General features: G+C 36.6%; 19 protein-coding genes. 7 read left to right on the plus strand and 12 right to left on the minus strand.

The genetic code is table 11. The features are described from left to right. Positions 1–54 precede the first annotated feature (54 nt). Positions 55–2,541 (minus strand): beta-galactosidase GalB, encoded by a 2,487-nt coding sequence (galB, locus tag ABZP37_RS14285; RefSeq protein WP_366183777.1) that lies wholly within the window; start codon positions 2,539–2,541, stop codon positions 55–57. A 176-nt stretch (positions 2,542–2,717) separates the two neighbouring features. Between galB and ABZP37_RS14290 the strand changes: the two genes are divergently transcribed. Both ABZP37_RS14290 and ABZP37_RS14295 read left to right on the plus strand, forming a co-directional pair. Beyond that, the gene (locus ABZP37_RS14290; RefSeq protein ID WP_366183778.1) at positions 2,718–3,587 is read left to right on the plus strand and encodes a family 16 glycosylhydrolase; all 870 of its coding nucleotides are present in this window, start codon (positions 2,718–2,720) and stop codon (positions 3,585–3,587) included. A 407-nt stretch (positions 3,588–3,994) separates the two neighbouring features. After that, positions 3,995–4,834 carry a hypothetical protein gene (locus ABZP37_RS14295; RefSeq protein WP_366183779.1) on the plus strand — a complete coding sequence of 280 codons (840 nt, stop codon included), beginning with the start codon at positions 3,995–3,997 and terminating at the stop codon, positions 4,832–4,834. Positions 4,835–4,974: 140 nt separating this feature from the next. Here ABZP37_RS14295 and ABZP37_RS14300 read toward each other — a convergent pair whose 3' ends face one another. The 11 genes from ABZP37_RS14300 to ABZP37_RS14350 form a co-directional block, all read right to left on the minus strand. Continuing rightward, a complete protein-coding gene (locus ABZP37_RS14300; protein WP_366183780.1) occupies positions 4,975–5,418 on the minus strand; it encodes a hypothetical protein in 444 nt (147 codons plus the stop codon). Positions 5,419–5,709: 291 nt separating this feature from the next. Continuing rightward, complete coding sequence (locus ABZP37_RS14305) at positions 5,710–6,885, minus strand: HYR domain-containing protein (RefSeq protein WP_366183781.1); 1,176 nt, start codon at positions 6,883–6,885, stop codon at positions 5,710–5,712. 182 nt (positions 6,886–7,067) lie between these two features. After that, positions 7,068–8,654 (minus strand): sulfatase, encoded by a 1,587-nt coding sequence (locus tag ABZP37_RS14310; RefSeq protein WP_366183782.1) that lies wholly within the window; start codon positions 8,652–8,654, stop codon positions 7,068–7,070. Positions 8,655–8,814: 160 nt separating this feature from the next. Beyond that, the gene (locus tag ABZP37_RS14315; protein ID WP_366183783.1) at positions 8,815–10,380 is read right to left on the minus strand and encodes an alpha-L-fucosidase; all 1,566 of its coding nucleotides are present in this window, start codon (positions 10,378–10,380) and stop codon (positions 8,815–8,817) included. An 86-nt stretch (positions 10,381–10,466) separates the two neighbouring features. Beyond that, positions 10,467–10,910, minus strand: a complete 444-nt coding sequence (locus ABZP37_RS14320) for a MaoC/PaaZ C-terminal domain-containing protein (RefSeq protein ID WP_264619085.1) — start codon at positions 10,908–10,910, stop codon at positions 10,467–10,469. Positions 10,911–10,921: 11 nt separating this feature from the next. Then, positions 10,922–11,992 (minus strand): Gfo/Idh/MocA family oxidoreductase, encoded by a 1,071-nt coding sequence (locus ABZP37_RS14325; RefSeq protein WP_264619084.1) that lies wholly within the window; start codon positions 11,990–11,992, stop codon positions 10,922–10,924. A 389-nt stretch (positions 11,993–12,381) separates the two neighbouring features. After that, a complete protein-coding gene (locus tag ABZP37_RS14330) occupies positions 12,382–13,620 on the minus strand; it encodes a sugar ABC transporter substrate-binding protein (RefSeq protein ID WP_366183784.1) in 1,239 nt (412 codons plus the stop codon). Between the two features lies 1 nt (position 13,621). Then, entirely contained in the window at positions 13,622–14,761 is a 1,140-nt protein-coding gene (locus ABZP37_RS14335) for a CaiB/BaiF CoA-transferase family protein (RefSeq protein ID WP_366183785.1), read from the minus strand. 17 nt (positions 14,762–14,778) lie between these two features. Next, positions 14,779–15,921, minus strand: coding sequence for a CoA transferase (locus tag ABZP37_RS14340; protein ID WP_366183786.1), 1,143 nt, complete (start codon positions 15,919–15,921; stop codon positions 14,779–14,781). Positions 15,922–16,010: 89 nt separating this feature from the next. Further along, on the minus strand, positions 16,011–17,162 hold the full coding sequence (locus tag ABZP37_RS14345; protein WP_366183787.1) for an extracellular solute-binding protein: 1,152 nt from the start codon (positions 17,160–17,162) through the stop codon (positions 16,011–16,013). A gap of 40 nt (positions 17,163–17,202) precedes the next feature. Then, the gene (locus tag ABZP37_RS14350; RefSeq protein WP_264619079.1) at positions 17,203–18,255 is read right to left on the minus strand and encodes an L-rhamnose/proton symporter RhaT; all 1,053 of its coding nucleotides are present in this window, start codon (positions 18,253–18,255) and stop codon (positions 17,203–17,205) included. A gap of 56 nt (positions 18,256–18,311) precedes the next feature. Here ABZP37_RS14350 and ABZP37_RS14355 point away from each other — a divergent pair, with 56 nt between their 5' ends. The 5 genes from ABZP37_RS14355 (at position 18,312) to ABZP37_RS14375 (ending at position 23,858) form a co-directional block, all read left to right on the plus strand. Continuing rightward, complete coding sequence (locus ABZP37_RS14355; protein ID WP_159086033.1) at positions 18,312–19,139, plus strand: IclR family transcriptional regulator; 828 nt, start codon at positions 18,312–18,314, stop codon at positions 19,137–19,139. Between the two features lie 119 nt (positions 19,140–19,258). Then, positions 19,259–20,080, plus strand: a complete 822-nt coding sequence (locus ABZP37_RS14360) for a GIY-YIG nuclease family protein (RefSeq protein WP_366183788.1) — start codon at positions 19,259–19,261, stop codon at positions 20,078–20,080. A gap of 1,077 nt (positions 20,081–21,157) precedes the next feature. Next, the gene (locus ABZP37_RS14365; RefSeq protein ID WP_366183789.1) at positions 21,158–21,730 is read left to right on the plus strand and encodes a Crp/Fnr family transcriptional regulator; all 573 of its coding nucleotides are present in this window, start codon (positions 21,158–21,160) and stop codon (positions 21,728–21,730) included. 83 nt (positions 21,731–21,813) lie between these two features. After that, complete coding sequence (locus ABZP37_RS14370) at positions 21,814–22,302, plus strand: heme-binding protein (RefSeq protein WP_366183790.1); 489 nt, start codon at positions 21,814–21,816, stop codon at positions 22,300–22,302. Positions 22,303–22,328: 26 nt separating this feature from the next. Continuing rightward, the gene (locus ABZP37_RS14375; protein WP_366183791.1) at positions 22,329–23,858 is read left to right on the plus strand and encodes a Dabb family protein; all 1,530 of its coding nucleotides are present in this window, start codon (positions 22,329–22,331) and stop codon (positions 23,856–23,858) included. Positions 23,859–24,324: the final 466 nt, after the last annotated feature.

Consider the following 24,324-nt stretch of genomic DNA (forward strand, 5'->3'; position numbering starts at 1 on the left):
TTAAGGTGATCGAATGATTCGAATACCTATCCATAAAGAGTTATAGTGTATCTATTATTTAGTTGTAACGATGGTTTCTGCCGTTTTCAAATTACTAGATGTAGCAGTAATTTTGATGGTTCCTTTTTTGTCGGTAGCTTTTACAATCAATAAACACATTCCACTGAAAGCTTTGCTGTTATTCGCTTGAAAAGAAGCCAATGAAGCCGAATCACCATTGCCAACTGCCGCTTGAATTCCTGCGCCTTCTACTTTAAAATTCACCAAATTATCAGCGTTTGGACACAAATTTCCGTTGGCATCTTCGATTCTTACCGTGATAAAGGATAAATCTTTTCCGTCAGCGGTGATCACGTTTCTATCAGCCGAAAGTTTAATTTGAGCTGGAGCGCCCGCTGTTTTAATTTCTTTTACAGCAGCTTGTTTTCCGTTTTTGTAACCTACAACTTTGATACTTCCTGGTTGGTAAGGTACATTCCATGACAAACGGTATTTAGTTTTATACATTCCTTTTTCAAAACCATGATATTCTGATGGGATTTCGGTAAAGTCTTTTCCTTTTACTTTTTTACCCATCGATTTTCCGTTCACAAACAATTCCACTTCCTCACAGTTGGTATAGGAGTAAACCGGAATAATGTCGCCTTCTTTTCCTTCCCAATTCCAATGTGGTAAAACATGTACCATTGGTTTGGTTGTCCATTGACTTTGGTATAGATAGTAGCGGTCTTTTGGAAAACCACACAAATCTACGGGTGCAAAATAGGAGGCGTGTGATGGCCAGTCTTTGTTCCAATACCCATTGGTGGAATTGTCACGACCTCCATAAGGTGTTGGTTCGCCCAAATAATCAAATCCTGTCCAGATGAATTCCCCTAACGAAAAAGAGTTTTTCTCCTGAGCGTCAAATTCTACATCGGGTGCGTAAGCCCACGGTGGACCAACGGTGGTGTCATAGCTCGAAACTTGATTGGTTTCATGTTTTTCATTAAATTCAATTGGTAAATGATATACTCCACGGCTACTAGTTTGCGAAGAAGTTTCAGATCCGTACAAAATGATATTCGGATTTTTTTCTTTGATTTCTTTGTAATCTGCAGGCCAATAGTTCATTCCTACGACATCTATTTGGTACGCTAGTTTATTCGTAAAAGGTTGTGGGTAATAGTTAAATCCAGCTGTTGTAGGACGTGTATTGTCTTCATCATGGCAAATATCATTGAGGTGTTTGGTCAAAATCCAACCGTCTTTTTTGCTTTGTTCCAAAATTTCGTTACCAATACTCCACATGATTACCGATGGATGGTTGCGGTCTCTTTTGATCATGTCACGCAAATCTCTTTCATGCCATTTATCGAAAAATTTGCTGTAGCCGTTTGGAACTTTAGGGAGTTGCCATTCGTCAAAAGCTTCGACAATAACAACGATTCCAAGTTTATCACAAACTTCCAACATTTCTGGAGATGGTGGATTATGACTGGTACGCAATGCATTTGTACCCATACTTTTCATAATTTGCATCTGGCGTTCGGTAGCGCGATAATTCACGGCAGCACCCAAAGGTCCCAAATCATGATGCATACAAACTCCGTTCAACTGTACTCGTTTTCCATTCAATAAAAAACCATTGTTGGCATCAAATTTTATCGTTCTAATTCCAAAATTAGTTTGGTATTCTTCAACAACTTGATTGTTTACTTTTACTTGACTAAATGCAGTATATAAGGTAGGAGATTGTATATCCCAACGAGCAGGTTTTAAAACCTCTAGATTTTGACTTAGTTTTTGTTCTGAAGATTTATCTAAAGTAAGAGCTTTCGATTGGCTAGCCACAACAACGCCTTTATTATTCTTGATAGTTGTAACCAATACGGCATTCGAGCTTAGATTCCCAGCATTTTTAATAGTGGTTTGAATTGCCACTGTTGCTTTTGCATCGCTTACAGTTGGCGTCGTAATGTATGTTCCCCATTGCGGAATGTGGATGTCATTTTTGACTTTCAAATATACATTGCGATAGATTCCAGCTCCTGGATACCAACGAGCAGACAAATCCTCGGGTGCAACTTGTACGGCAATAACATTTTCTTGACCATATTTAATGTATGGTGTCAAATCAAGTTCAAATCCAATGTAACCAAACGGGCGTTCTCCCACATAATTACCATTTATCCAAACTTTGGCATTATTCATCACACCATCAAAAGCTACAGCAATTTGACTCCCTTTATTTTTATTTTCGACAACAAAATGTTTTCGGTACCATGCAATTCCGTGAACGGGTAGTCCGCCAGTTCTGGCATTATTTTTATTACTAAAAGGACCTTCGATAGCCCAATCGTGTGGCAAGTTTATTTTTTTCCAATTCGAATCTTGGAACGCAACTTTTTCAGCTCCTTGTAGCGTGTCTTTTTTAAACAACCAATTCTGATTGAAATTTTGTACTCCCTTTTTATCCACTATGCTTTGAGCGGAACTATTTTTCGTAGCAAAAAGAGCTAGGAAAGCTACCGTGCTTAAAATTAATTTTCTTGCTTTCATTCGTGTTATTTTAACTTTCAGAATTGTTTATAAGGTAAATCTAAAGGATAAAAACTGGACAATAAAAGTTTGAGGAGTTTAAATGAAGTCAAAAAACATCTGTTCTACGGAAAAAACCATTTCGTTTATGGCAACCGTTATATTCACTGTATTTTTATAGTTAAAGACAAACTATTATGAATAAAATAAACTATGCTATTTTAGTACTTTTAGCCTCTTATTCGAGTCTAAAAGCACAAGATTCTACTCGTCCGGCGAGTTATTACACAGATACAATTTCGTTTTCTGCGGCACCAAAAAGAATGACAGACAAACTCCCTTTATCCCATCAAAAAGATAAAAAGTGGGTTTTGCAAAAGGATTTGTCAGATGAATTCGCTGGATTAAAACTAGACTTAGACAAATGGTATGATACCAATCCAAAATGGTTGGGTAGAGCACCATCTATGGCAAATTCAGAGAATGTTTCATTAGAAAAAGGAAATCTTGTCCTAAGAATTAATCAAGTTAAAGAACCGAAATACAAAAATGATTACACGCATAATGTAGGTTGGGTTGTGAGTAAAAAATCTATTACCTACGGTTATTTTGAAATGCGAGCTAAGCTAATGGATGCTCCTTGGGTAAGTTGTTTTTGGTTGTACAACTGGTGGTATAAAGACAATTGGAAAACAGAAATAGACATCTGTGAAAACAATCCTGGAGCGGCAAAAAACAGACATACGCTGACATCCAACTTGCACGTGTTTTCGGCACCTGTGGACAAAGGAAATGTAACAGAACTAAAATCTCACCCGCAGAATTACTATATTCCGTTTGAGTTGCAAAAAGACTATCATGTTTGGGGAATGGAGTGGGATAAAGACTTTATCCGTTGGTATATCGATGGTATTCTATTCAGAGAATCACCAAACGTGTATTGGCACCAAGATTTGCACATCAATTTTAATAGTGAATCGAATAAATGGCTATTAGCGTTTCCTGATGACAACCGCTTGAATGAAGATTTTAACGTAGATTATGTGAGAGTTTGGCAGAAGAAGTAATTGGTAAGCTGAATTTTATAAAACCAAAATCCCCTCAAAGTGTTTGAAGACAAGCCTGCGCGATCAGGTTTTTAAATTAGAATGTTTTCGTTTCTATTCACCTACCACACGAAAGGATTCGTGTGGAATCAGGGTGAAAATTTTTAATTACTTTTTGTTCATTTTATAAAGTAAACTTATTATCTGTAAACCAATATCGGTCGTTATTTACCTTTAAATCTTTAAGGAAATCTATTGTTGTTGTAGAAATAGATGTCATAATATTAATTTCGAAATGTAAATATAAAAGGACTTTCCTGAATTTGTAATTATTTCTGAATAAGACATATGCAATATGTTTTTGGTCATATCAGGTATAACTGAAATCTACTATTTCCTATTTTTGGTCAAACCAAAACCCTTAAATTATGAAACTCACCATTTCAATTTTATCCTTAGTGGCTATTAGCCTTTTATCTTGTTCAAAATCGAAAGACGATATTGATTTAATCGAAATTACGGATCCAGAGACAGAGGTTATTACACCTAAAGAAGAAGAAGTTATTGTTGAAGGAACCGACCCTATTAAAATTCCTATTTGTGATGGAGTAACTCAACCTGTGCCAGAGTTGATAAACGAAAATGTTATCCCCACAGATAAAAAATGTGGCATATTTTTAGAAAAAAATGGATTACTGATATTTGAAGCAGAAAACACAAGCTCTGATTTTGATAAATGGATTTATGAAACTGTCATTCCTGGTTATAGAGGTACTGGTTATTTAAGATACAATGGCCCTTTTACAGGAAGCTCGCCTTTGGTTTATAAATTCAAAATTGAAAATTTAGGAATTTATCGTTTTATGATAAGAAGTTCAAAACCAGCAGGAGTTGAACAAGATGCAAATAACGATTGCTTTATTAAAATGGAAGGTAATTTTGTTGCTGGAGAAATGAATTCTTGTCTAGCAAACGCTGATAGAAACTCCACTCAAACAAACTCTTTAAAAACGGATACGAAATTTTTTGGAGCAGGTGGTGATGGAGAATTTAAAAATGCTGCGGGACAATTGGACATAAGCAGTGTAAAACCTTGGGCTACTTATAATTTTAAAGCTGGTGAAACTTATACACTTACTATTACTGGAAGGTCATCAAAATTTAGTATTGACAGAATTTTAATTGCCGACTTAAACAAATACGATTATGCGAAATACAATGCCTATGCTAAAAATGCGGTTCAAAACGAATGTGTTGTAGGTAATTAGCAACTAAAAAAAGCGACTGAATGATATTCAGTCGCTTTTAAGAATTTTTAAATTAGAATATTTTCGTTTCTATTCACGAACCACACGAAAGGATTCGTGCGGTAGCGAGGGGTAGCGGGACAATCGGGAACTATTTAATATTAAAGATGATACAGATACCAACTGCCCAACCTCATAATGATATAACTTAATGCACCAAACAAACCTATAAGTACTAAAATATAAAATCCTCTTTTATTATTATCTTTTACATATTCATCTGTATATTTTGCCATTGAGAAATCTACATTTGGTTTTATAATATATTCTTGAATTAAATTTTTATTAAAATATAGTACTAATGCAACAGGCATTAAACACAAATAAAGGCTCAATCGCGTTACTTTTAATTTAAATATTCCTAAACTTATAACTGCAAAAAATACTGAAAGTGTTATAAATAGAAAAAATAAAATAAGTAAAGAAATATTATTGTAAGTTGTACTTTTTGATTCTTCAATACTACATTTTTTTTTAAAATGGAAATTTATAAATGTGAAGTCAAAAAGGGGTGTTATTATTTTTTTTATTAAATTAATTTCCACTTTGATTTATTTGTGTTCTAAATTACTTTGATTAGCGGCCCGATTGTGCACACTTACCGTATTAGTTAGCGCACCCGTTCCAAATATAACCCAAAAATAATCTATTTTAAGTCATTTCTTATTTTTAAAAACAAAGAAAGTTGTAACCGTTTTCATGATTACAACTTTCTTGTTACTTTGCTTGCTCAACTTTCTGCGTACAGAAATCTCGACGCTTCAGGAGCACGCTAATGATTTAAGACAAGCCTGCGCAATCGGATTTTCTATTAGCAGTCCTGGTCAAAAAAAATTTTAGTTATCAATTAATTTCCATGTTCGTACCCAATCGTAGTAAGTGGTTCTGTCTTGAGCAGTGCCATTCATTCCTCCGCCAGCAGGTGTCGGATTCCAATCATAGGTTTCAACGACCATTTTCATATACATTCCGAGGTTAAAGTTAGCAACTGGAGCCACAGTTCGTACTTTTTTGCCATCCAGATAAAACTGAATTTCGGTAGGGCTTTTCCACCATGCTGCGTACACATGGTACTCATCAGACGCCTTACCACTTAATAGAGTATTGCCTCCAACAGATCCAACTGGGGTTTCTGGACAGCTGGTATTTCGACTATGTAGGTTAGATCCCATTTGTTTATCAGTAGTTAATGTCCACGAGGCTGTGCCTGTGACTTGTCCAACACATTCTTGGATGTCTAATTCTGTCGTTCTAGCATCGCAACCTGTTGCCTCATTTCGTTTGTTGATTAACCAAAAGGTAGACGACATAAATGTTTTATTAGCTTTCATTCTGCATTCTATAAAATAACCTACTTGCGCAGCTGTATTAGAGGTGATATAAGAACCTGCGTGCGTAAACGTGTTTCCATTGACAACTTCTGGAGCAGGTAAAATATCGGCTGTAAGTTGTAAGTTTCCGTCATTTTGCGAAACGGTACTCTTTTTAAATAATCCAGGTGCTCTACCAATCCACTGGGATGGATCTGTATTTTTCCATTTAACTTCATCAAGAGCATTCAAATTAAACTCATCTGATAGGGCATCTACCTTAACCCACTTTTTTGAGGTTGGTGCAGGATTTACTTCTGTTAAATAAGGTAAATCAGCTGAAGGATCGTTTTTTGATACAGTTACTTTAAAACTACAGGATACTGAATTTCCAGCAACATCTTTTACTTGAAAAGTATTGGTAGTGACTCCCACTGGAAACGTTGCACCAGATGCTAATCCTGCCGTTTGGGTAGTTGATGCTCCTGCTACATTATCGGTACCAATTGGAGCGGTATAGGTTACTACAGCATTGGTAGCAAAATAATCTATACCCACATTGATATCGGCAACACAACTGATTTCTGGCGGGGTTGTATCTACTTGCTTTTCCTCTTTCTTTGGTTCATTATCTGTCCCATTAGTGCTACAGGCAGAAAGAACTAGATAGAAAAAACCAAGTAAGTAGTGTTTTTTAATCATAATAATAGTTTTGGTTTAGTTAAGATGTAAAATAAAGCTAAAAGTTGTTTGTAGATGTAATCATATGGTTTACAAATTATAACAGATGATTTTGATCAAGAATTTGATAGTGAAAATCAAAAGCAGTGGTAATAAAAAAGGCTGCCTCAGATGAAGCAGCCTATACTGTGTTTTAATCGAATTTAATCATTCCAATGTTTATCAATCACTTTTTGAATTTCTGGATAATTGGCATCCGTTTCATTTAATTCTTTGCGTTGTTTTAAAATTTCTTCTTTTAACGAAGCAATAATATCCTTGTATTTTGGGTCTTTGTAACGGTTATTCATTTCTTCGGGGTCATTTTTTAAATCATAAAATTCCCAAGCTACAGGCGTGTTATAGCCATAAATACGCATTTCTTTATTCCAATAAAATTTATTCCATTCGGCTTCTGGTAAATAATGTTTGGCATAAAAAAAGATTAACTTATATTGTTTGGTTCGAACACCAAAATGCGCAGGAACCCAGTGGTGAATGTTGTGCATCCAATACCGATAATAAGTTGCTGTTCTCCAGTTTTTTTCTGCTTTTCCTTCCAAGGTATTTATAAAACTAAACCCTTGCATGTACGAAGGTTTTTTACCTTTTGCCAATTCGATTAGCGTTGGAGCGAAGTCGGTATTGTTGATGAGCAAATCGGTTTTGGAACCTGCTTTGACCATTTTTGGATAGTGTACAATAAACGGCATGCGCATCGATTCGTCATACATCCATCTTTTGTCAATTAAATCGTGTTCACCAAGCATCATTCCTTGGTCACCAGTATATACGATTACGGTATTTTCCCAAAGACCTTCTTTTTTTAGATAATCGAACAATCGAGCCAAATTATCATCCACACCTTTGACACATCTTAAATATCTTTTTAAGTATTCTTGATAAGCTAAATGAGTAGCGATTGTTCCAGAAACAGTATCCTTCAAAAGCATATCTACATAGTTTCGGTATAAATGTCGGTCTGAAACCGAGCTTCCGATTACGGCACCTAATTTTCCGTTTTTACCAACAGTTGCCTCCGAACCAAAATTGGGTTGAAAATACAAACTCGCTGGTTCTGGAATTTCAACGTCTTTTAAATAATCTGCATATCGTGGAGCGAACTCAAACATATCATGCGGTGCTTTGTAGTGGTGCATGATGAAAAAAGGTTTCGATTTGTCTCTTTTTTGCAAGTAATCCAAAGTGATATCGGTAATCACATCGGTGGAATGTCCTACTGTTTTCACTTCGTTTTTCAGCCACTCCCCTTTTCCTTTTTCAAAAAAAGAAGGATTGAAATACTTTCCTTGCGAATGCAAAACTTTGTAGTAATCAAAGGCTGAAGGTTCGTTTTTCAAATGCCATTTTCCAATCATAGCTGTGGTGTATCCCAGCTTTTTCATTTCCATTGGCAAGTATTCTTTTGCGGGATCTAATTCCCCATCCAAGTCCAAAACACCATTGGTTTGTGAATACTGACCTGTGATAATACAGGCACGACTAGGCGTGCAAATGGAATTGGTTACAAAAGCATTTTCGAAAAGCATTCCTTCGGCCGCCAACTTATCGATGGTAGGCGTTGGGTTTAATTTTGCCAAACGACTCCCATAAGCACCAATGGCTTGTGCAGTATGATCATCAGACATGATGTAAATGATGTTGGGCTGTTTGTTGCTAGAACGTTGACTAATACCCAATTGACAAAAAAGGAGTACTGCCAATGTGATTGATAATCCTGTCTTTTTCATGTTTTAAATTTTACTATTTATGTAGATTTTACCTCTTGTATGTTTTGCGTGAGGGATAGCAGCGGAAATCCTTTTATGGGGCTTTTTCTGCCCCGTAAAAGATTGTAGCGCATAGCCCGACCCGCGTTTTTCAGCGGGTCACGCCCAAATGCTTTTAAAACTATTTCTTTGGTGTTATTTTGAATGCAAAAGCATAATCACCTACTTTTTCTTTTGGTAATTGAATGTGTAATCCGTCATTCTCCACTGAGAATTTCATTTTCTTTTTGTTGGCCAAAAATTCAATCGATTCGATTCCATTGGTAAAATACGGACTTCCTTTTTTGAAGGTATGAATTACTAATTTATTGTCGGTTGGCCAATCTAGAACCGTTGCATAAACAATGTCTCCTTTGGTTGTAAAACGAATATCTTTGGCTGTATTATCAGCATTTTTATCTTCACTCAAATGACCTTCTTTGACTACTGCATCGCCTTCGCCGTAGATATCAAAAGTACGAGTTCCGTAAATGGCTTCGCCATTTGTTCGCAACCAATCTCCCATTTGTAGCAAACGTTCTTTGACAGGCTCTGGAATTTCACCATTTGCTTTTGGTGTGATATTCAATAAAACCGCTCCGTTTTTACTCACTACATCAATCAAGAAATCCAGCAAACGATTGGTCGATTTGTAGTTTGGGTCAGAAATGTGTGACCATGATTTCCAGTCAATAGAATCATCTGTCAACCACGGAAAATCTTTTTTCTCACTCATTCTTGCTCGTTCCAAATCTAGAACAGCAGTGCCTTCGGCAAAATCATGAAATTTGTAAGTTGACACTACTTCTTGATTGTTTTTCTCAGCATGATTGTAATAATATTCTAAGAATTCTTTACGATAATCTTCGCCAATGATGTCCATTTTATTATCAAACCAAACCATATCTGGATTGTACTTATTGGTAATCTCCTTCAAACGGTCCAACCATTCTTTATTAAATTGCTCGTCAGCCAATGGGTAATAAGATGCCGCTCCTAGTTTTTTTCTATTTGGATTATCTGGGAAAAGGAAATCACCTTTTTTAACTTTTGGACCGTACAAACCCGCATATCTTGGGTCTGATGCATCGGTAGTTTCATCCCAAGTTGGGTACCAAGCATACAACCATTGACGGTGAAAAGTAGCGATAAATTTCATCCCTCTTTTTCTAATTTCCTTAGACAGTTCGCCCATGATATCACGTTTAGGTCCCATTTCTTTGGCATCCCATTTGGTCAAATCACTATCCCACATGGCAAAACCATCGGCATGTTCAGAAACGGGTCCTGAGAATTTTGCACCTGATTTTTCAAATAAATCTGCCCAAGCAGCAGCGTCAAACTTTTCAGCCTTAAACATCGGAATGAAATCTTTGTAACCAAATTTATCCAAAGGTCCGTAGGTATTTACGTGATGCGTGTAGTACTCACTTTCTTTCCCTTTCCTAGCCTCAGGATTGTCCTTGTTTACATACATCCAGTGCGAGTACCATTCATTTTTATATTCTGGAACCGAGTACGGTCCCCAGTGGCAGTAGATTCCGAATTTAGCATCCAAGAACCATTCTGGTGTTTTGTGTTGTTCCAATGATTTCCAATCGGCTTTGTATTCGATCTTTTTGTCGGCAACTTTATTTTTGGTTGTTTTCTGTTGTGCATTGCAGGATACTAATGCAATAGTCACTAATCCTAAAACAGTGTTTTTCATAATATTTGGTTATTTTTTGGTTATACAAACATAGGTGAAACCGCTAACTAAGGCATTCACATATGTCCATTATAGTAGAACAAACGTTATATTTTCTTTTTTGCTAATAAGATATGGTCGCACACAAGCACTAAATCACCATTTTGATTGAAAATTTCGACATGCTCGTTTATTTGTCCAAATTCGGGTTTGTTGGAATCTTTCTTTTCGCTAATGGTAATTACCACGTTTATGGTATCACCAATATAAACGGGTTTTACAAAACGCAAACGGTCGTAGCCCTTTGAAAAAGCCTCTGGATTAATTTCTGTAGCGGTCATTCCGATTCCCACACTAAAAGTCAAGGTTCCGTGAGCAATTCGTTGTTTGAAGGGTTGTGTCTTGCACCATTCAGCATCCATATGGTGCGGAAAAAAATCCCCCGTATGTCCTGCGTGAACCACAAAATCCGTTTCGGTTATGGTTCGTCCAAAAGTTTCTCTTTTGCTTCCTAGTTCGTAATCTTCGTAAAATCGTGATAGTATGTGCATGTTTCTTTATTTTATATAGAATAATTGGGTAAAATACCTCCGTTGTCATTCGATTCATAGGCAGCTTCTACGATTGCCATCGAGTGCACCACATCTTCCACGCTAGTGGGTAATTCGGTGGTAGAACCTTCTACAAATCGCATTAAGGACGCCATTGTTCCCACAAATGCATCGGGGAACCAAGAGCCTTTTAGCGGCACTTCAATCCATTTTGGTTTTTCTCCTTCGGTTACAATGCAGTACTCAAACAAATCGGGTTTGCCATTTGGGTAGTCTAGTAGCAATCCTATTCGAGCTTTGATAGCTCCTTTGGTACCTTCCCATTTCACAAAACTTTCTTGGTTTTTCTCGCCAAAATTATGATCGTGATTGGTGTTGATAATTGCTCGCATCGCATCATTATAATCCATAATCGTCGTCGTACGAGTAGACGACATTGTTTTACCTGGATTTCGTAAGGTTTTCGAATACACTTTTTTTGGGTTACCTAAAAACGAGCGAATCAAATCAATATAATGAATGCTGTGTTGCTGAATTTCCAATCTCGGGTGATTCACCACATTCGGGAAATATTCCCAAGGGGTATATATGGACAAACGCACTTCAAAATCGTACAATTCGCCAATCAATCCTCGGTCGATGATGTCTTTTGCCGCCATAATATAGGGTGCAAAACGCATCTGACAATTTACGGCTGCCTTTAGTTTTTTTCTTCTACAAACTCCCAAAATCGCCAAAGTTTGCTCAAAATCATCTCCCATGGGTTTCTGAATCAAAACTGCTGCTTCGTCAGGCAATTGCTCCAATGTTTGCACAAACTGATTCGGCATAAGGGTCAAATCATAAATAGCGTACGAAGGAGCATCTTTGACCATATCGGCAACCGTTTCATAGACAGTCGGAATCGCAAATTTCTTTGCCAATTCCTCCGCTCTTTCGCGAGTTCTATTGGTGATTCCCGCAATCGTAAAGCCCACACTTTTGTAAGCAGGCAAATGCGCATCACGCACAATTCCGCCCGCTCCAATAATGTAAATCGGACGATTTTCAATGGGTAATGTTGGTTTGTAGTTAATATCCATTATCTGTTTTTTTTAATAGTATTTTTTATTTGGGCGTGCCCCTCCGTAAACTTCGGGTCGGGCTTTTCGTTCCCGCTTTTTTTTATCAATTGCCTCGGGTTTAAACCCGAGGCAATTGATAAAAAAAGAGCTCCACTTCAATCCCTCACGCGAGAATCAAAGGTCAAAGGTCAAACTTCAAAAATCAATTTCAAAAGTCAATTTCAAAAATCAAATCTTAATTCACTTTTACGCTTCGAACAAATCAAAAATCAACAATTGTTGATCAAAAATCGTTAATCTTTTTCCCCGTTCCAACAAATCAGAAATCAAAAATCGTTAGTCAAAAATCGTTAATCATTTTCCCCGTTCCAACAAATCAAAAATCAGCAATCGTTAATCACCAATCGTTAATCATTTTTTTCAATCAAATCAATCTTCCCTTGCGCTTCCTCCAAAATAAATGCAATGCTTTTGTCGCTATTGATTACTTCCACAACAATCTGGTCAATTACGTCTGCAATTTCAGACCAATTGCTTTTGCGGGGTAGGGAGCGGGTATTTTTATGTAATTCCTCTAATTTGTAATAATAGGGAACCAGTTCGTTTACTTCTTTATCGTGCCAAGTTGATTTTCTACAACCAATTCCGCCTTCCAAAGTAAGTAGTTTATCGTTTTTTGCATTTACAGCAAATTGTATAAAATTGTAGGCAAGGTCTTTATTGGTACTCCCTTTTCCAATTACGTACATCCAATAAGCGTTGAGAGAAACTCCTTCGCCATTCGGACCCGCAGGAACATTCGTCACATCGATTTTGCCTTTCACTTTCGAATCGGGATATACTTCACCAAAAGAGGCAAAACCAAACCAATTGACCATCATCGCCAAGTTTCCGTTGGCGAAAGCCATTCCGGACTTAACCGAATCAAATTCGCGAGAATCAGGGTGAATAGCTTTGGTGTTCTTCAATGCTGAACGGTAAAACTCCATACCCTCGATAGCTATTTCAGTATTGATTTTTATTTTTTTATTCGAATCGAATAAATCGCCTCCACGGGTCCATAACTGTAGGCAGAAATCAAAAACGGTATTGTGTCCGTCAGGATAAGCTGCAAATGTAGTTCCGTACAAACCTTGTTCCGGTCGGTTAAAAAATTTGGCCACCTCCATCAAGTCATCCCAAGTTTTGGGAACTTCCAATTTTTTTCCATATAAACCATAAAAAGCAATTTGCTCTTCCATTGAGTCGAATAAATCCTTTCGATAAATCAAACATTCAGGTCCATCATGAAAAGGTAATCCAACGGTTTTGCCTTCAAATCGTTGTTTATACAACAAGGATTCTGACCAACCTTCGGAGAAATCAGCGGGTGAATGTGCAGCGATATAAGGTGTTAAATCTTCGACGGCATTCGTTGCAAAAGCTTCTGTAATCCAATCGGTATTGATTAAAGAAACATCCCAAGTTCCATTTGCTAATCCTTTGTTTTTTAAAATAGTATCATACAAGGGGTGCAAATCAAAGGCGGTTGCTTCCAATTCAAAATCACATCCCGTTTCGGCACAAAAAGCCTCCCATATTTTTATTATGGAAGTTTCGAAAGCATCAAATTTACGTACGGCTATTTTAAATTTTGGTTTACTCATTTTACAACATTTCTTTGATAATAGCTTGTGTGTGTTCTCCTAATGCAGGGGAACCCAAACTAGATTTCATGTATTGTCCGTCAATTTTAATTGGGCAACGTGTAGTTTCATATTCAAAACCATCTCCCATTTTTACTTTCTGAATCATTTCTAAAATCTTGAATCCGTCGTGAGCAAAAAGTTCGTCCCAGTTCATGATTTTTGCACACCAAATATCAGCAGGTTCCAACAAACTCAACCAGTGTTCTGTGGTGTTTGTCAATAAGTGATTGGCCAATATTTTCTTGATTTCGTTACGTTCTGTAAACCAACTAGCACGTTCTGGATAAGCGGCCAAAGCATCGCATCCAATCAATTCTCCAACAAACGGAATGGCTCCCATGGCAAGTGACATATAGCCCGAAGCCGTTTGGTATACCCCATAAGGTGCACCCAAATAGGCATGTGCACTATTACTTTCTGGCCGAATAGTAGGCGCGCCACCATCATGGTAAAAAGTAGTAATCGATTCAAATTGAAAATCAAGAATAGACTCCAACATACTTATCGAAACTTTTGAACCTTCGCCAGTTTTTGCTTTTTTGATTAATCCAGCCAAAATACCTTGTGCCAAATGCGCTCCTGCCAATATATCAACAATTGCCAAACCTACCGGTACAGGACCATCGGATATTTTTCCGTTCAACCAAGTCACACCCGATAAGGATTGTACGAGCAAATCTTGTCCTGGCTTACTTTTCCACGGACCCTCATCACCATAACCAGAAATATCACCATAGACAATCGATGGATTTATTTTTTTGATAGTTTCATAATCAAATCCCAAGCGCTCAATCACTCCTGGGCGGAAATTGTGCACCAAAACATCGGCTTTTTCGATTAATTTTAAAACTTGTGCTTTATCTTTTTCGACCTTTAAATCGGCCTGAAAACTTTCTTTATTTCGATTAATAGCTCTAAAAACAGTCGATTCTCCGTTCAATATCACATTTGAAACATATAATTGACGGCAAATATCTCCTGTTTCTGGACGTTCGACTTTAATGACACGTGCGCCCAAATCGGCCAATCGCAAAGTAGCTGAAGGAGCAGACAAAAACTGACTCAAATCAACGATTAATATATCTTGTAATGGTTTCATTATTCTACGTATTACAGTTATAAATTAAATTCTTTTCTAATGTCAGCAGTATGTTGACCGACTCTTGGAGCTGGTTTTGGAGCAAAAATCCTTTCGTCATCCATTCGAATAGGACAACGCAACGTGTGTACTTCTTCACCAGAAAGTAATTCCAACTTTTGATCCATTTGTAAAACTTTATACCCTTCGTGGTTCAATAAATCATCATAATTGAAAACCGCAGAAGCCCAAATTCCAGCAGGCTCTAAAATATCCAACCATTCTTGTGTGCTTTTTTCGATAAAGAAATCACTCAAAATAGTCATGATTTCATCTTTTTTTGTAAACCATGAATCCGAATCGGTGTACGATGCGATAGGGGCACAGCCTAATACTTTTCCAATATTCAAAATATTACCCATAGCCAAAGAAAGGTAGTTATCTTTGGTTTTATAGACACCATAAGGAGCGCCTAAATACGGGTTTGCATTCCCTTTTTCAGCTCTTATTGGTTTTTGATTACCATCATTAAGGTAGGTTGTCAAGACTTCGAACTGTAAATCAAGTGTTGATTCTAGTAAACTTACTTCGACCCAAGCACCTTGGTTGGTTTTGGTTCTTTTATAAATCGAAGCCAAAATACCTTGCGCTAAATGTGAACCTGTAATAATATCCGAAACCGCCGCTCCCACAGGAACAGGATCGTCGTTTTTGTTCCCTGTTAAGTTCACAAAACCCGACATGGATTGTACCAATAAATCTTGTCCTGGTTTTTTTACCCAAGCACCTTCTGTACCATAACCGGTTACGGTGGCGTAAATCATTTTTGGGTTGATGGCTTTTACTTTTTCATAATCCAAACCGATTTTCTCCATCACTCCCGGACGGAAGTTGTGGGTCATGACATCGGCTTTGGCTATTAATTGTCGAACGCACTCCAAATCCTCAGGATTTTTCAAATCGGCTGCATAAGATTCTTTGTTACGGTTAACGGTGTGAAAAACCAAACTGCTACCATCCAAAAATAAATTTTTCAATGCAATTTGTCTCCCAGCTTCTCCGTGAACCGGACGTTCTATTTTTATTACTCTTGCCCCTAAATCTGCCAATCGCAATCCCGCAGACGGGCCTGCCATAAATTGAGCAAATTCGAGTACTACAATTCCTTCTAGTGGTTTCATATTTTTAATTTGTTTAAAGTAAAAAGTTCATATTGTTAACGATTAGTCTTTAAACAATTTTTAAACTTTTAATCTTTTTTAAACTTTTTCTAAATCTCTAATGATTTTAAATACAACGCATTCAATTGTTGCAATAAATCCAACTCATCTCCTCCGTTCATCAAATAATTTCTGATTGGAGTACCCGCTCTGTCTTGAAAGTACATGTGTCCATTGTATCTAGGACGTAAAAATGCTCTGTCTAATCCAGGTAATGTGTTCTTGAAATAATCGGCTGTGATGCTGTTTGTATATTCATCTGTCCATGCTTTTCTGTGACCCGGTTGTCCACCGCCGTCAAAGAAAACCGTTTTTTGACATGCTTCAGAACCTACATATTCTAGGTATTTCATTGCCGTTTCAATTTCTTTTGATTGAGCAGAAACCGCCAAACCTGTTCCTCCTAAAGTTGATATTGCCCCTACTCCATTGATTTCAATCATATCATGAAAATGCAGTAATTTTCGAGCATACCCATTACGGCTATAGTTAGAATATCCATAAGCCCAAGGACAATACGCATATTTGTCTGTCAAAGTCATGGCTTCGTATACTTTGATCGGATTCCAATCGTACATAGCAGGATCCATTTCTACGGCCAAAGCGCGCAACATTTGCAAAGCTTTTATACCTATTTCCTGGCTTACAACATGTTCTTTGGACACACAAACTTCTTCGCCCAAGTTGCAGCACATCATATAGAAATTCATCAACGTATCTTGTGGAATACCTGGCATTATAACCAATCCTTTTTTTGCCAAAGCCAAAAGTTCGTCATAATTGGTCGGTAATTTTAGACCTTTAGCTTCCAAAATATCAGGACGACTAGAGGCCACTGGAGTAGCGGCATCAATCGCTAAGGCATATTGGTGACCGTTTGAACTGTAACTCACATGAGAATGCCCCACCGTATTTTCGGCCAAATCAGCTATAAACGCTTTTGGCAAATACTCGTCTAGCGGTAAGATCACCTTTGTTTTACCCGCAAAACCTGCCCAAGGGTGGTCAATTACCAATAAGTCATAGCGTTTTGCTAATTCGTCGATAGGCTCATCGGCGAAAGCTTGCAAAGATCTTTTCTCCCATGTAATTTCTACATTCGGATTCAGTTCTGAGAAACGTTGTGCCGTAGCGACCATTGAGGTAAAACCTCTACTGTGATTCCAAGTAATTCCTTTTAATTTGATTGGTTGTGATTCCATTGTATTGGTTTATTATATTATTAGTTTGTTTTTTATCTTGTTATTCTCCTTGCATGCTTCCGTAAGTCATTACAAAAAAGGAAACCACTAAGATTATTAAAGCATATAGTAATGTGGTATATGTTCGTTTGCTTACTGCTACCCATTCTTTCATAACAATTCCGATGATATAGCTAAAGAAGATAAGCATGGACATATGAATAACCCAACTCGCAAATTTGTAAGCACCCATTTGTACGTGTGCAATACCATAAAAGAAAAATTGACCGTACCAAAGTGCACCACTCAAAATGGACATTCCGGCATTGATACCGTAATTTTTTGCACCGATGCTTTTTACATCTACAAATTCTTTTAAAGTTTTGTTTTTGATCCCAGCGATTAGAAACCAAATCAAATTGGTTACAAAAGCACCAAAAGTGGAAAGAATCAAGTTTGCGTTTCCTTCGTAATTTCCAGCACCGTATTTCCCCGCCAACTCGGCTACGGGAGCACCCACTTCTAATGAGATTCCGAAAACAGCCGACAAAACACCAGCTATAATAGTTAAGGTCAACCCTTTTTTCATATCGAAAGAAGGAAGAGTAGCACCTTCAACCGCATTTCGTTTCAAGTCCGCTTCTTTTCTATAGCCAGCAACACCGCAAAGTGCGATACCTATTAAGGCCAAAAACATTCCTATAAATATGGTACTTCCACCAGCAGCGTTGTATTTTTCTACAAACTCACCGTGCATAATTAAGGGAACAATGGTTCCTAGAATGGCAGAAATCCCAATAGAGATAGTGTACGTCAACGAATACCCAATGTGTTTAATGGCAAAACCAAAACACATTCCGCCAAATCCATAAACAGCTCCTAATAAGGTAGCGTTAATTAAAATAGTAGTATCCGAGTTTTCAAAAACACCTAATAAATCAGGAACCGTAAGAAATCCGATGACGAAAGGAAAGATGAACCAAGCGAAACTGGCTTGAAACAACCAGTAGGTATCCCAAGACCATTTTTTTACTTTTTGATAGGGAACATAACAGGTTGAAGCAGATACACCTCCAACTCCGTGGATAAAAGTACCTAATAAAGGATTTGCCATAATTTGCGTTTGGTTGGTTAGTTATTGTGATTCATATACAAATGTATATTTTATATATGAAACAAACAAGAAGCGGATTAAATTTATTAAATTTGTCTCGTAAAACACAAAAGATGGCTGAAGAAAACAATACAAAATATAATGCTCCCGCACTCGATAAAGGCTTAGATATACTCGAATATTTATCTTCTGAAGGGATTCCGTTGTCGCAAGCAGAAATTGCCCAAGGAATTAGCAAAACGCCAAGCGAAATTTACCGAATGTTAGTTTGCTTGGAAGAAAGAGGGTACTTAATAAGAGGTTCGAATGCGGGAAAGTATCGTTTGTCTTTAAAAATGTATAGCCTTTCGCACCGACACACGCCTTTTGATGAGTTGAAACGAGTGTCGCATTATCCGATGCAAAATTTATCCGAAAAAATCAGGCAGTCTTGTCATTTAAGTATCATCAATAATGACCAATTGTTGATTATAGCCCAAATGCGAAGTCCAAATGCGGTTTCACTTTCGATAGAAGAAGGAACCCATTTTCCACTAACGTTGACTACTTCGGGCAGGGTATTTTTGTCGATTTATTTAGAGGACAAGCGAAACGATTTTTTAAGTCGTGATGAACATTATAGTAAATGGACCAAGAAAAAACAGGAAGAATTCAAGGAATCGATTCTACAAGTTCAAAAAGACGGCTACCGTTCTGCCGAAAGTAACATCACCAGTGGTATCACCGATTTTGCCGTTCCAATAGGGTTGAATGATTCGGATTTGAATGCCGTTTTGGCAGTTTCTGTCTTTTCTTCAAGCATTGATAACGAAATTTCAAGAGAAAAAATTATCGAAGCGCTTAAAGAAGCGCAGGGTGAGATTAATAAATTGATTGGGGGGTAGGGACGTGTTTGAGGTTGTTTTTTGATTAAATGAAAAAACTTCGATGATATTTAAAATTGAAAGAACACATAGACTTTAGTATATTAACTAGTTTGTAGCAATAGTAAGAACAAACCGCAATGAAAGACGATAAATCAGAGTATTACGTATATGTTTATATTGACCCGAGAAACTTTGAGGAGTTTTATTACGGCAAAGGAAAAGGAAGTCGAAAAGAAGCTCATCTGAAAGATGATAGTGACTCGGAAAAAGCAAAGCGTATTAAAGCAATTCAGAACTCGGGACTTAAACCGATAATAAAAGTTATAGCAAAAGACCTAACAGAAAGAGATGCGTTTCTAATAGAAAAAACTTTATTGTGGAAACTAGGAAGATTACTTTCTAATAAATCATCTGGTCATTTTGCTGAAAAATTTCGTCCGCATTTTACTTTGCACCAAAATCTATCTGGTTTTGATTTTAAAAACGGATTATATTATGTTAATATTGGAGAAGGTATTCACCGTTGCTGGGATGATTGTAGACAATTTAATTTTCTATCGGCTGGACAAGATAAGAAATATAGCGATCCAATTCGAACTTTAGAGCCAGGTGATATAATAGTTCCATATTTGAAAGGTCACGGATATGTTGGTATTGGACGAGTAGAAGAAAAAGCTGTACCTATTTCACAATTTAAATATGATGGAAAATCGCTTCGGGAAATACCACTTAAAAAACAAAGTATGTTTGACAATTACGATAATGAGAAATCAGAGTATCTAGTTAAAGTAAATTGGATTAAAACTGTTGAGAGTAATCAAGCAAAAAAAGCAACAAGAAAAGATGGTATATATTCTACCCAATTAATTAAATCAACACTTCAAGGTCAGCCAAAAACTGTCGAATATTTAGAAAAAGAGTTTGGAATAAAATTTGCCGACTTAATGTTGACTGATTAAAATGGCAGCTATTAAAAACTAAGGTTTCGTTGGGCTTAAACCAAACTGGTGCTCGTTTGCAACGAGTACCTATTTTCATCATTAATAAAGTTGTAGCATTTGCAATGCGGTTCCTATAAACCAAACGATTATTAACCTAGAACGGAATTAGTTTGTGTAGAGATTCTTCCAGAATGACAAACTTAGTCGATTTTACTTGCGTTACGTTTGTTGCTTTAAAGCGACAAAACTTATATGAACTTCCATTTTTAGTAGTCTAGTATTTCAAGTAAAGAAAAGCTTATATGTCTTATATGGTTTAAAAAAAAGATGCAGTTTACGTGATTGCTTTCCCGAACAAACGGACAGGCAGTTCCGCGCAAAGACTTTGTAGATGTAGGTTGTTTTAATCTGTTTGCTATAAACAAAACGTTTATTACACCTAGAACGGAAGTAGTTTGTGTAGAGATTCTTCCAGAATGACAAATTTTGTCGATGTTGCTTGCGTTACGTTTGTTGCTTTAAAGCGACAAAACTTATATGAACTTCCTTTTTTACTAGGTTACAATTTTAAGCAAAGAAAAGCTTATATGTCTTATATGGTTTAAAAAAAGATGCAGTTTGCGTGATTGCTTTCCCGAAAAACGGGACAGGCTCTTAGTCGCAACGACATTGTAGATGTGGTTTGCTTTAATCGGTTTCCTATAAACCAAACGTTTATTAAACCCAGAACGGAAATAGTTTATGTAGAGATTCTTCCAGAATGACAAACTTTGTTGATTTTGCTTACGTTACGTTTGTTGCTATAAAGCGACAAAACTTATATGAACTTCCTTTTTTACTAGTTTACAATTACAAGCAAAGAAAAGCTTATATGTCTTATATGGTTTAAAAAAAAGATGCCCTTTGCCGTGATTGTTTATTCCGCACAAAGACTTTGTGGATGTAGTTTGTAAAACGTTTGCTGCTTTTAAGCGACCTAAAATAAGTCGCAAGCTTGTCGTAAATTTTATGTTTGGGTATTATTTACTAAATTGGGTGCTTAAACTTGCAAAGAATTTTAAAGTTTGAAAGCTATAACTAAGTACAAGACCATTAATGACAAACGATTTATTAAAGAAGAACATCCAAAAGAACATTGAACTTTCTGATTCGGAGCTAGAAAGTATTTGCTCGTACTTCAAGCCTCAGGCCATTCAAAAAAAAGAGTTTTTGCTTACACAAGGTAGTATTTGTAAGTTCGAAGGTTTTGTTCTAAAGGGGTGTTTTAGAATCTTCACAATTGATAAAAAGGGAAACGAAAACACCTTATATTTTGCAACCAAAGACTGGTGGCTCATGGACATTGATAGTTTTATGAATCAGTCACCATCGGATTTAAATATTCAAGCTTTGGAGGACAGCGAGCTACTTCTCATTAGTAGAGAAGATAAACTTACGCTTTATGACTCACTTCCTGTTGTCGAGAAATTATTTAGAGTAATGTCGCAAAAAGCCATAGTTGCTTGGCAGCGTCGCCTGATAAGCAATCACTGTAAAACTGCCAAAGAACGCTACTTTGATTTTGTAGATGCCTATCCCACTATCGTTTCTAAGATTACAGACAAACAAGTCGCTAGCTATTTGGGAATAACACATGAATTTTTAAGTAAAATCAAAAAGGATCAGTAACTATTTTCTGTTTGTTGAACTTGTTCAACAATTTTGTCCTTGTTGTTTATGAATTTTGTATTACTAAACTATAAACAGAATTTATGAAATTATTTAAGCAAGTGAAGATGGGTGTAATTGCACTCGTACTAACAGTGATGCCTAGTATTACGCAAGCACAAATTACCAATGATATTACAGAAGGAGAAGCTTTTAAAGTCCTTTTGGCAGCAAAGAAAAATGCAGAAGTTCAAAATGTAGTCGTTAATATCGCTGTGGTAGATGCTGGTGCAAACTTGAAAGCTTTTATACGAATGGACGACTCTTTTTTGGGAAGTATTGATGTAGCCATAAAAAAAGCCAAAACCGCACGGTATTTCAACATGGATACCGGAAAATTAGGAGAGTTAACGCAACCTGGAGGAATTATTTATAACATCGAACATTCTAATGGTGGCTTGATGACTTTTCCTGGTGGGGTTCCTATCAAAAATAAAGCAGGCAAGATAATTGGAGCTATTGGCGTGAGCGGCGGAACTATAGATCAAGACAGAGCTATTGCAATGGTAGGAGCAGCGGCAGTTGTGGAGTAATTTTTTGAATTTAAAAAGATATAATTATGAATAATATAAAGAGTTACCTTCAAATAAGTCTATTGTTATTAACCCAAATTTGTTTCTCGCAAGTTACGGAGGACTTAATGCTTTATAGAAAAGATTTCCAAAATATTTCTGCCAAGAACACTGTTTCTGTTACAAGTTACGAAATAGACGGTTCGCATTATGTATATGCAGGAGGAGCGGGAAGTATTGATGTTTACAGCTTAGATTCCGAAGGAAAGCTAAAGGCAATCAGTAGCCATGAACTTCATATGCAAAAAGGACCTGCAAGAGGTATGGTGGCCGATACTATTAATGGAACCCACTTTTTGTTTGTAGCGAATAAATACGGAAATGTCATCGAGACTTTTAAGATTGCAAAGTCTGGTTCTCTCGAACGAGTTTCTTTGGTCGAAGATACTGCTGAAGTTCATCTTGGAACCGCAATTACGCTGCAGGTGATACACATGAAAAAGTTTTCGTATCTCTTTGTTGGAGGTTTGGAGGAAAACCCGGGATTGAGTTCTTTTAAAATTGAGGATGAAGGAAAACTTACGCATGTGCAATCGATGAAAGATGACGATAAAATACATACGGATGGAATTATAGGCATGTTTACGCACAAGATACAAGGTAAAACATTTCTTTACACAGGCGGTTTTCAAGATAACGGAGTCAGTAGTTTTAGAGTTTTCGAAAATGGAACTTTTAAAAATATCAATAATATAGATGATAATGACACGGACCGCTACTTAACGGGTGCCTATCCTGTAACAGGAGTTACGCTAGGAAAGCATAAATATGTAATTGTAGGTCACCGACATCATAAGTATTATGACACGGAATCCAATTTTATAAAAAAGAAAGATTTTGTGTACCACGGCGATGGTGTTAGTGTTTTTAAAATTAATAACAAAGGGGAATTAGTGCCGCATTTTGTTTTAAAAGATGATGAAAATACGAAGTTAAAAGGGCAAACACGAATAGAAATTGTATCTGTAAATAATAACGAAGCGATTCTGGCCGTGGGGACTAGAGACGACGCTAGTATTCAGTTGTGTAAACTAGATGAAAACGGAATATTGAGTCCGATGAGTTATTTAGAAACTGGTTTTTCTATCTACTACGGACTGCGCTCTCACAAAATTGGCGAAGACCATTTCTTAATCGCAGGGTCTAACCGCTTTGATTTACAAAAGCTAATTTCCTATAAGGTTTCGCCTAAAATCAATAGGGATGGAAAACTTTTAAGACATATTGTAAATCTAAAATACAAAGCCGATGCTACAGCGAAACAAATTGAAGAAGCAGAAAAAGCATTTGTAAATCTAAAAAATGAAATCCCCGAAATTGCAAATATAGAATGGGGAATAAACGATAGTACTGAAGGAGCTAGCAAAGGTTTTACGCATTCTTTTACTATTACATTTAAAGATGAAAATGCTAGAGAAATCTACTTGTTTCACAAAGCCCATTTGAACTTGGTGAGTACAATAGGTCCAATTATCGAAGATGTTTTTGTGATGGACTACTGGACAGCAACGAATTGATAGATATAGTATTAAAAGCTTTGTAAGTATTTAAAAATGACTTGGATTGGTGATAAATCCAAGTCGTTATTTTTTATATTTATTTGAGTTTGTTATTTATATGGTCTTATATTAAGATAATTACTATTACAGGTAAAACGTTTATGAATCCAATAATCAAGGCCGAGTAGCTAGAGATTCTTTTATAATGACAAAATGCGTAGATTTTGAATGAGAATGTTTTACGTCTACTTTGAGCATCTTTGCGCAAAAAACGTATATGTACTTATGTTTCTTATAGAATTTGCAATATAGATCCATTACTAACTTCACACAGAATATCTTCAATATTAAAATCTAATTATTTTCAATTAACGAATGATGCCGTTGGTATGATTGCTTCATATCTCATGATGATACAATTTATGGAAGCCCTCTATAAATGGCAGTATATTGCAGCGTTAAATTCCTATATAACGATAAACTT

The sequence above is a fragment of the Flavobacterium ovatum genome, assembly GCF_040703125.1.
In the GTDB taxonomy this organism is placed as follows: domain Bacteria; phylum Bacteroidota; class Bacteroidia; order Flavobacteriales; family Flavobacteriaceae; genus Flavobacterium; species Flavobacterium ovatum.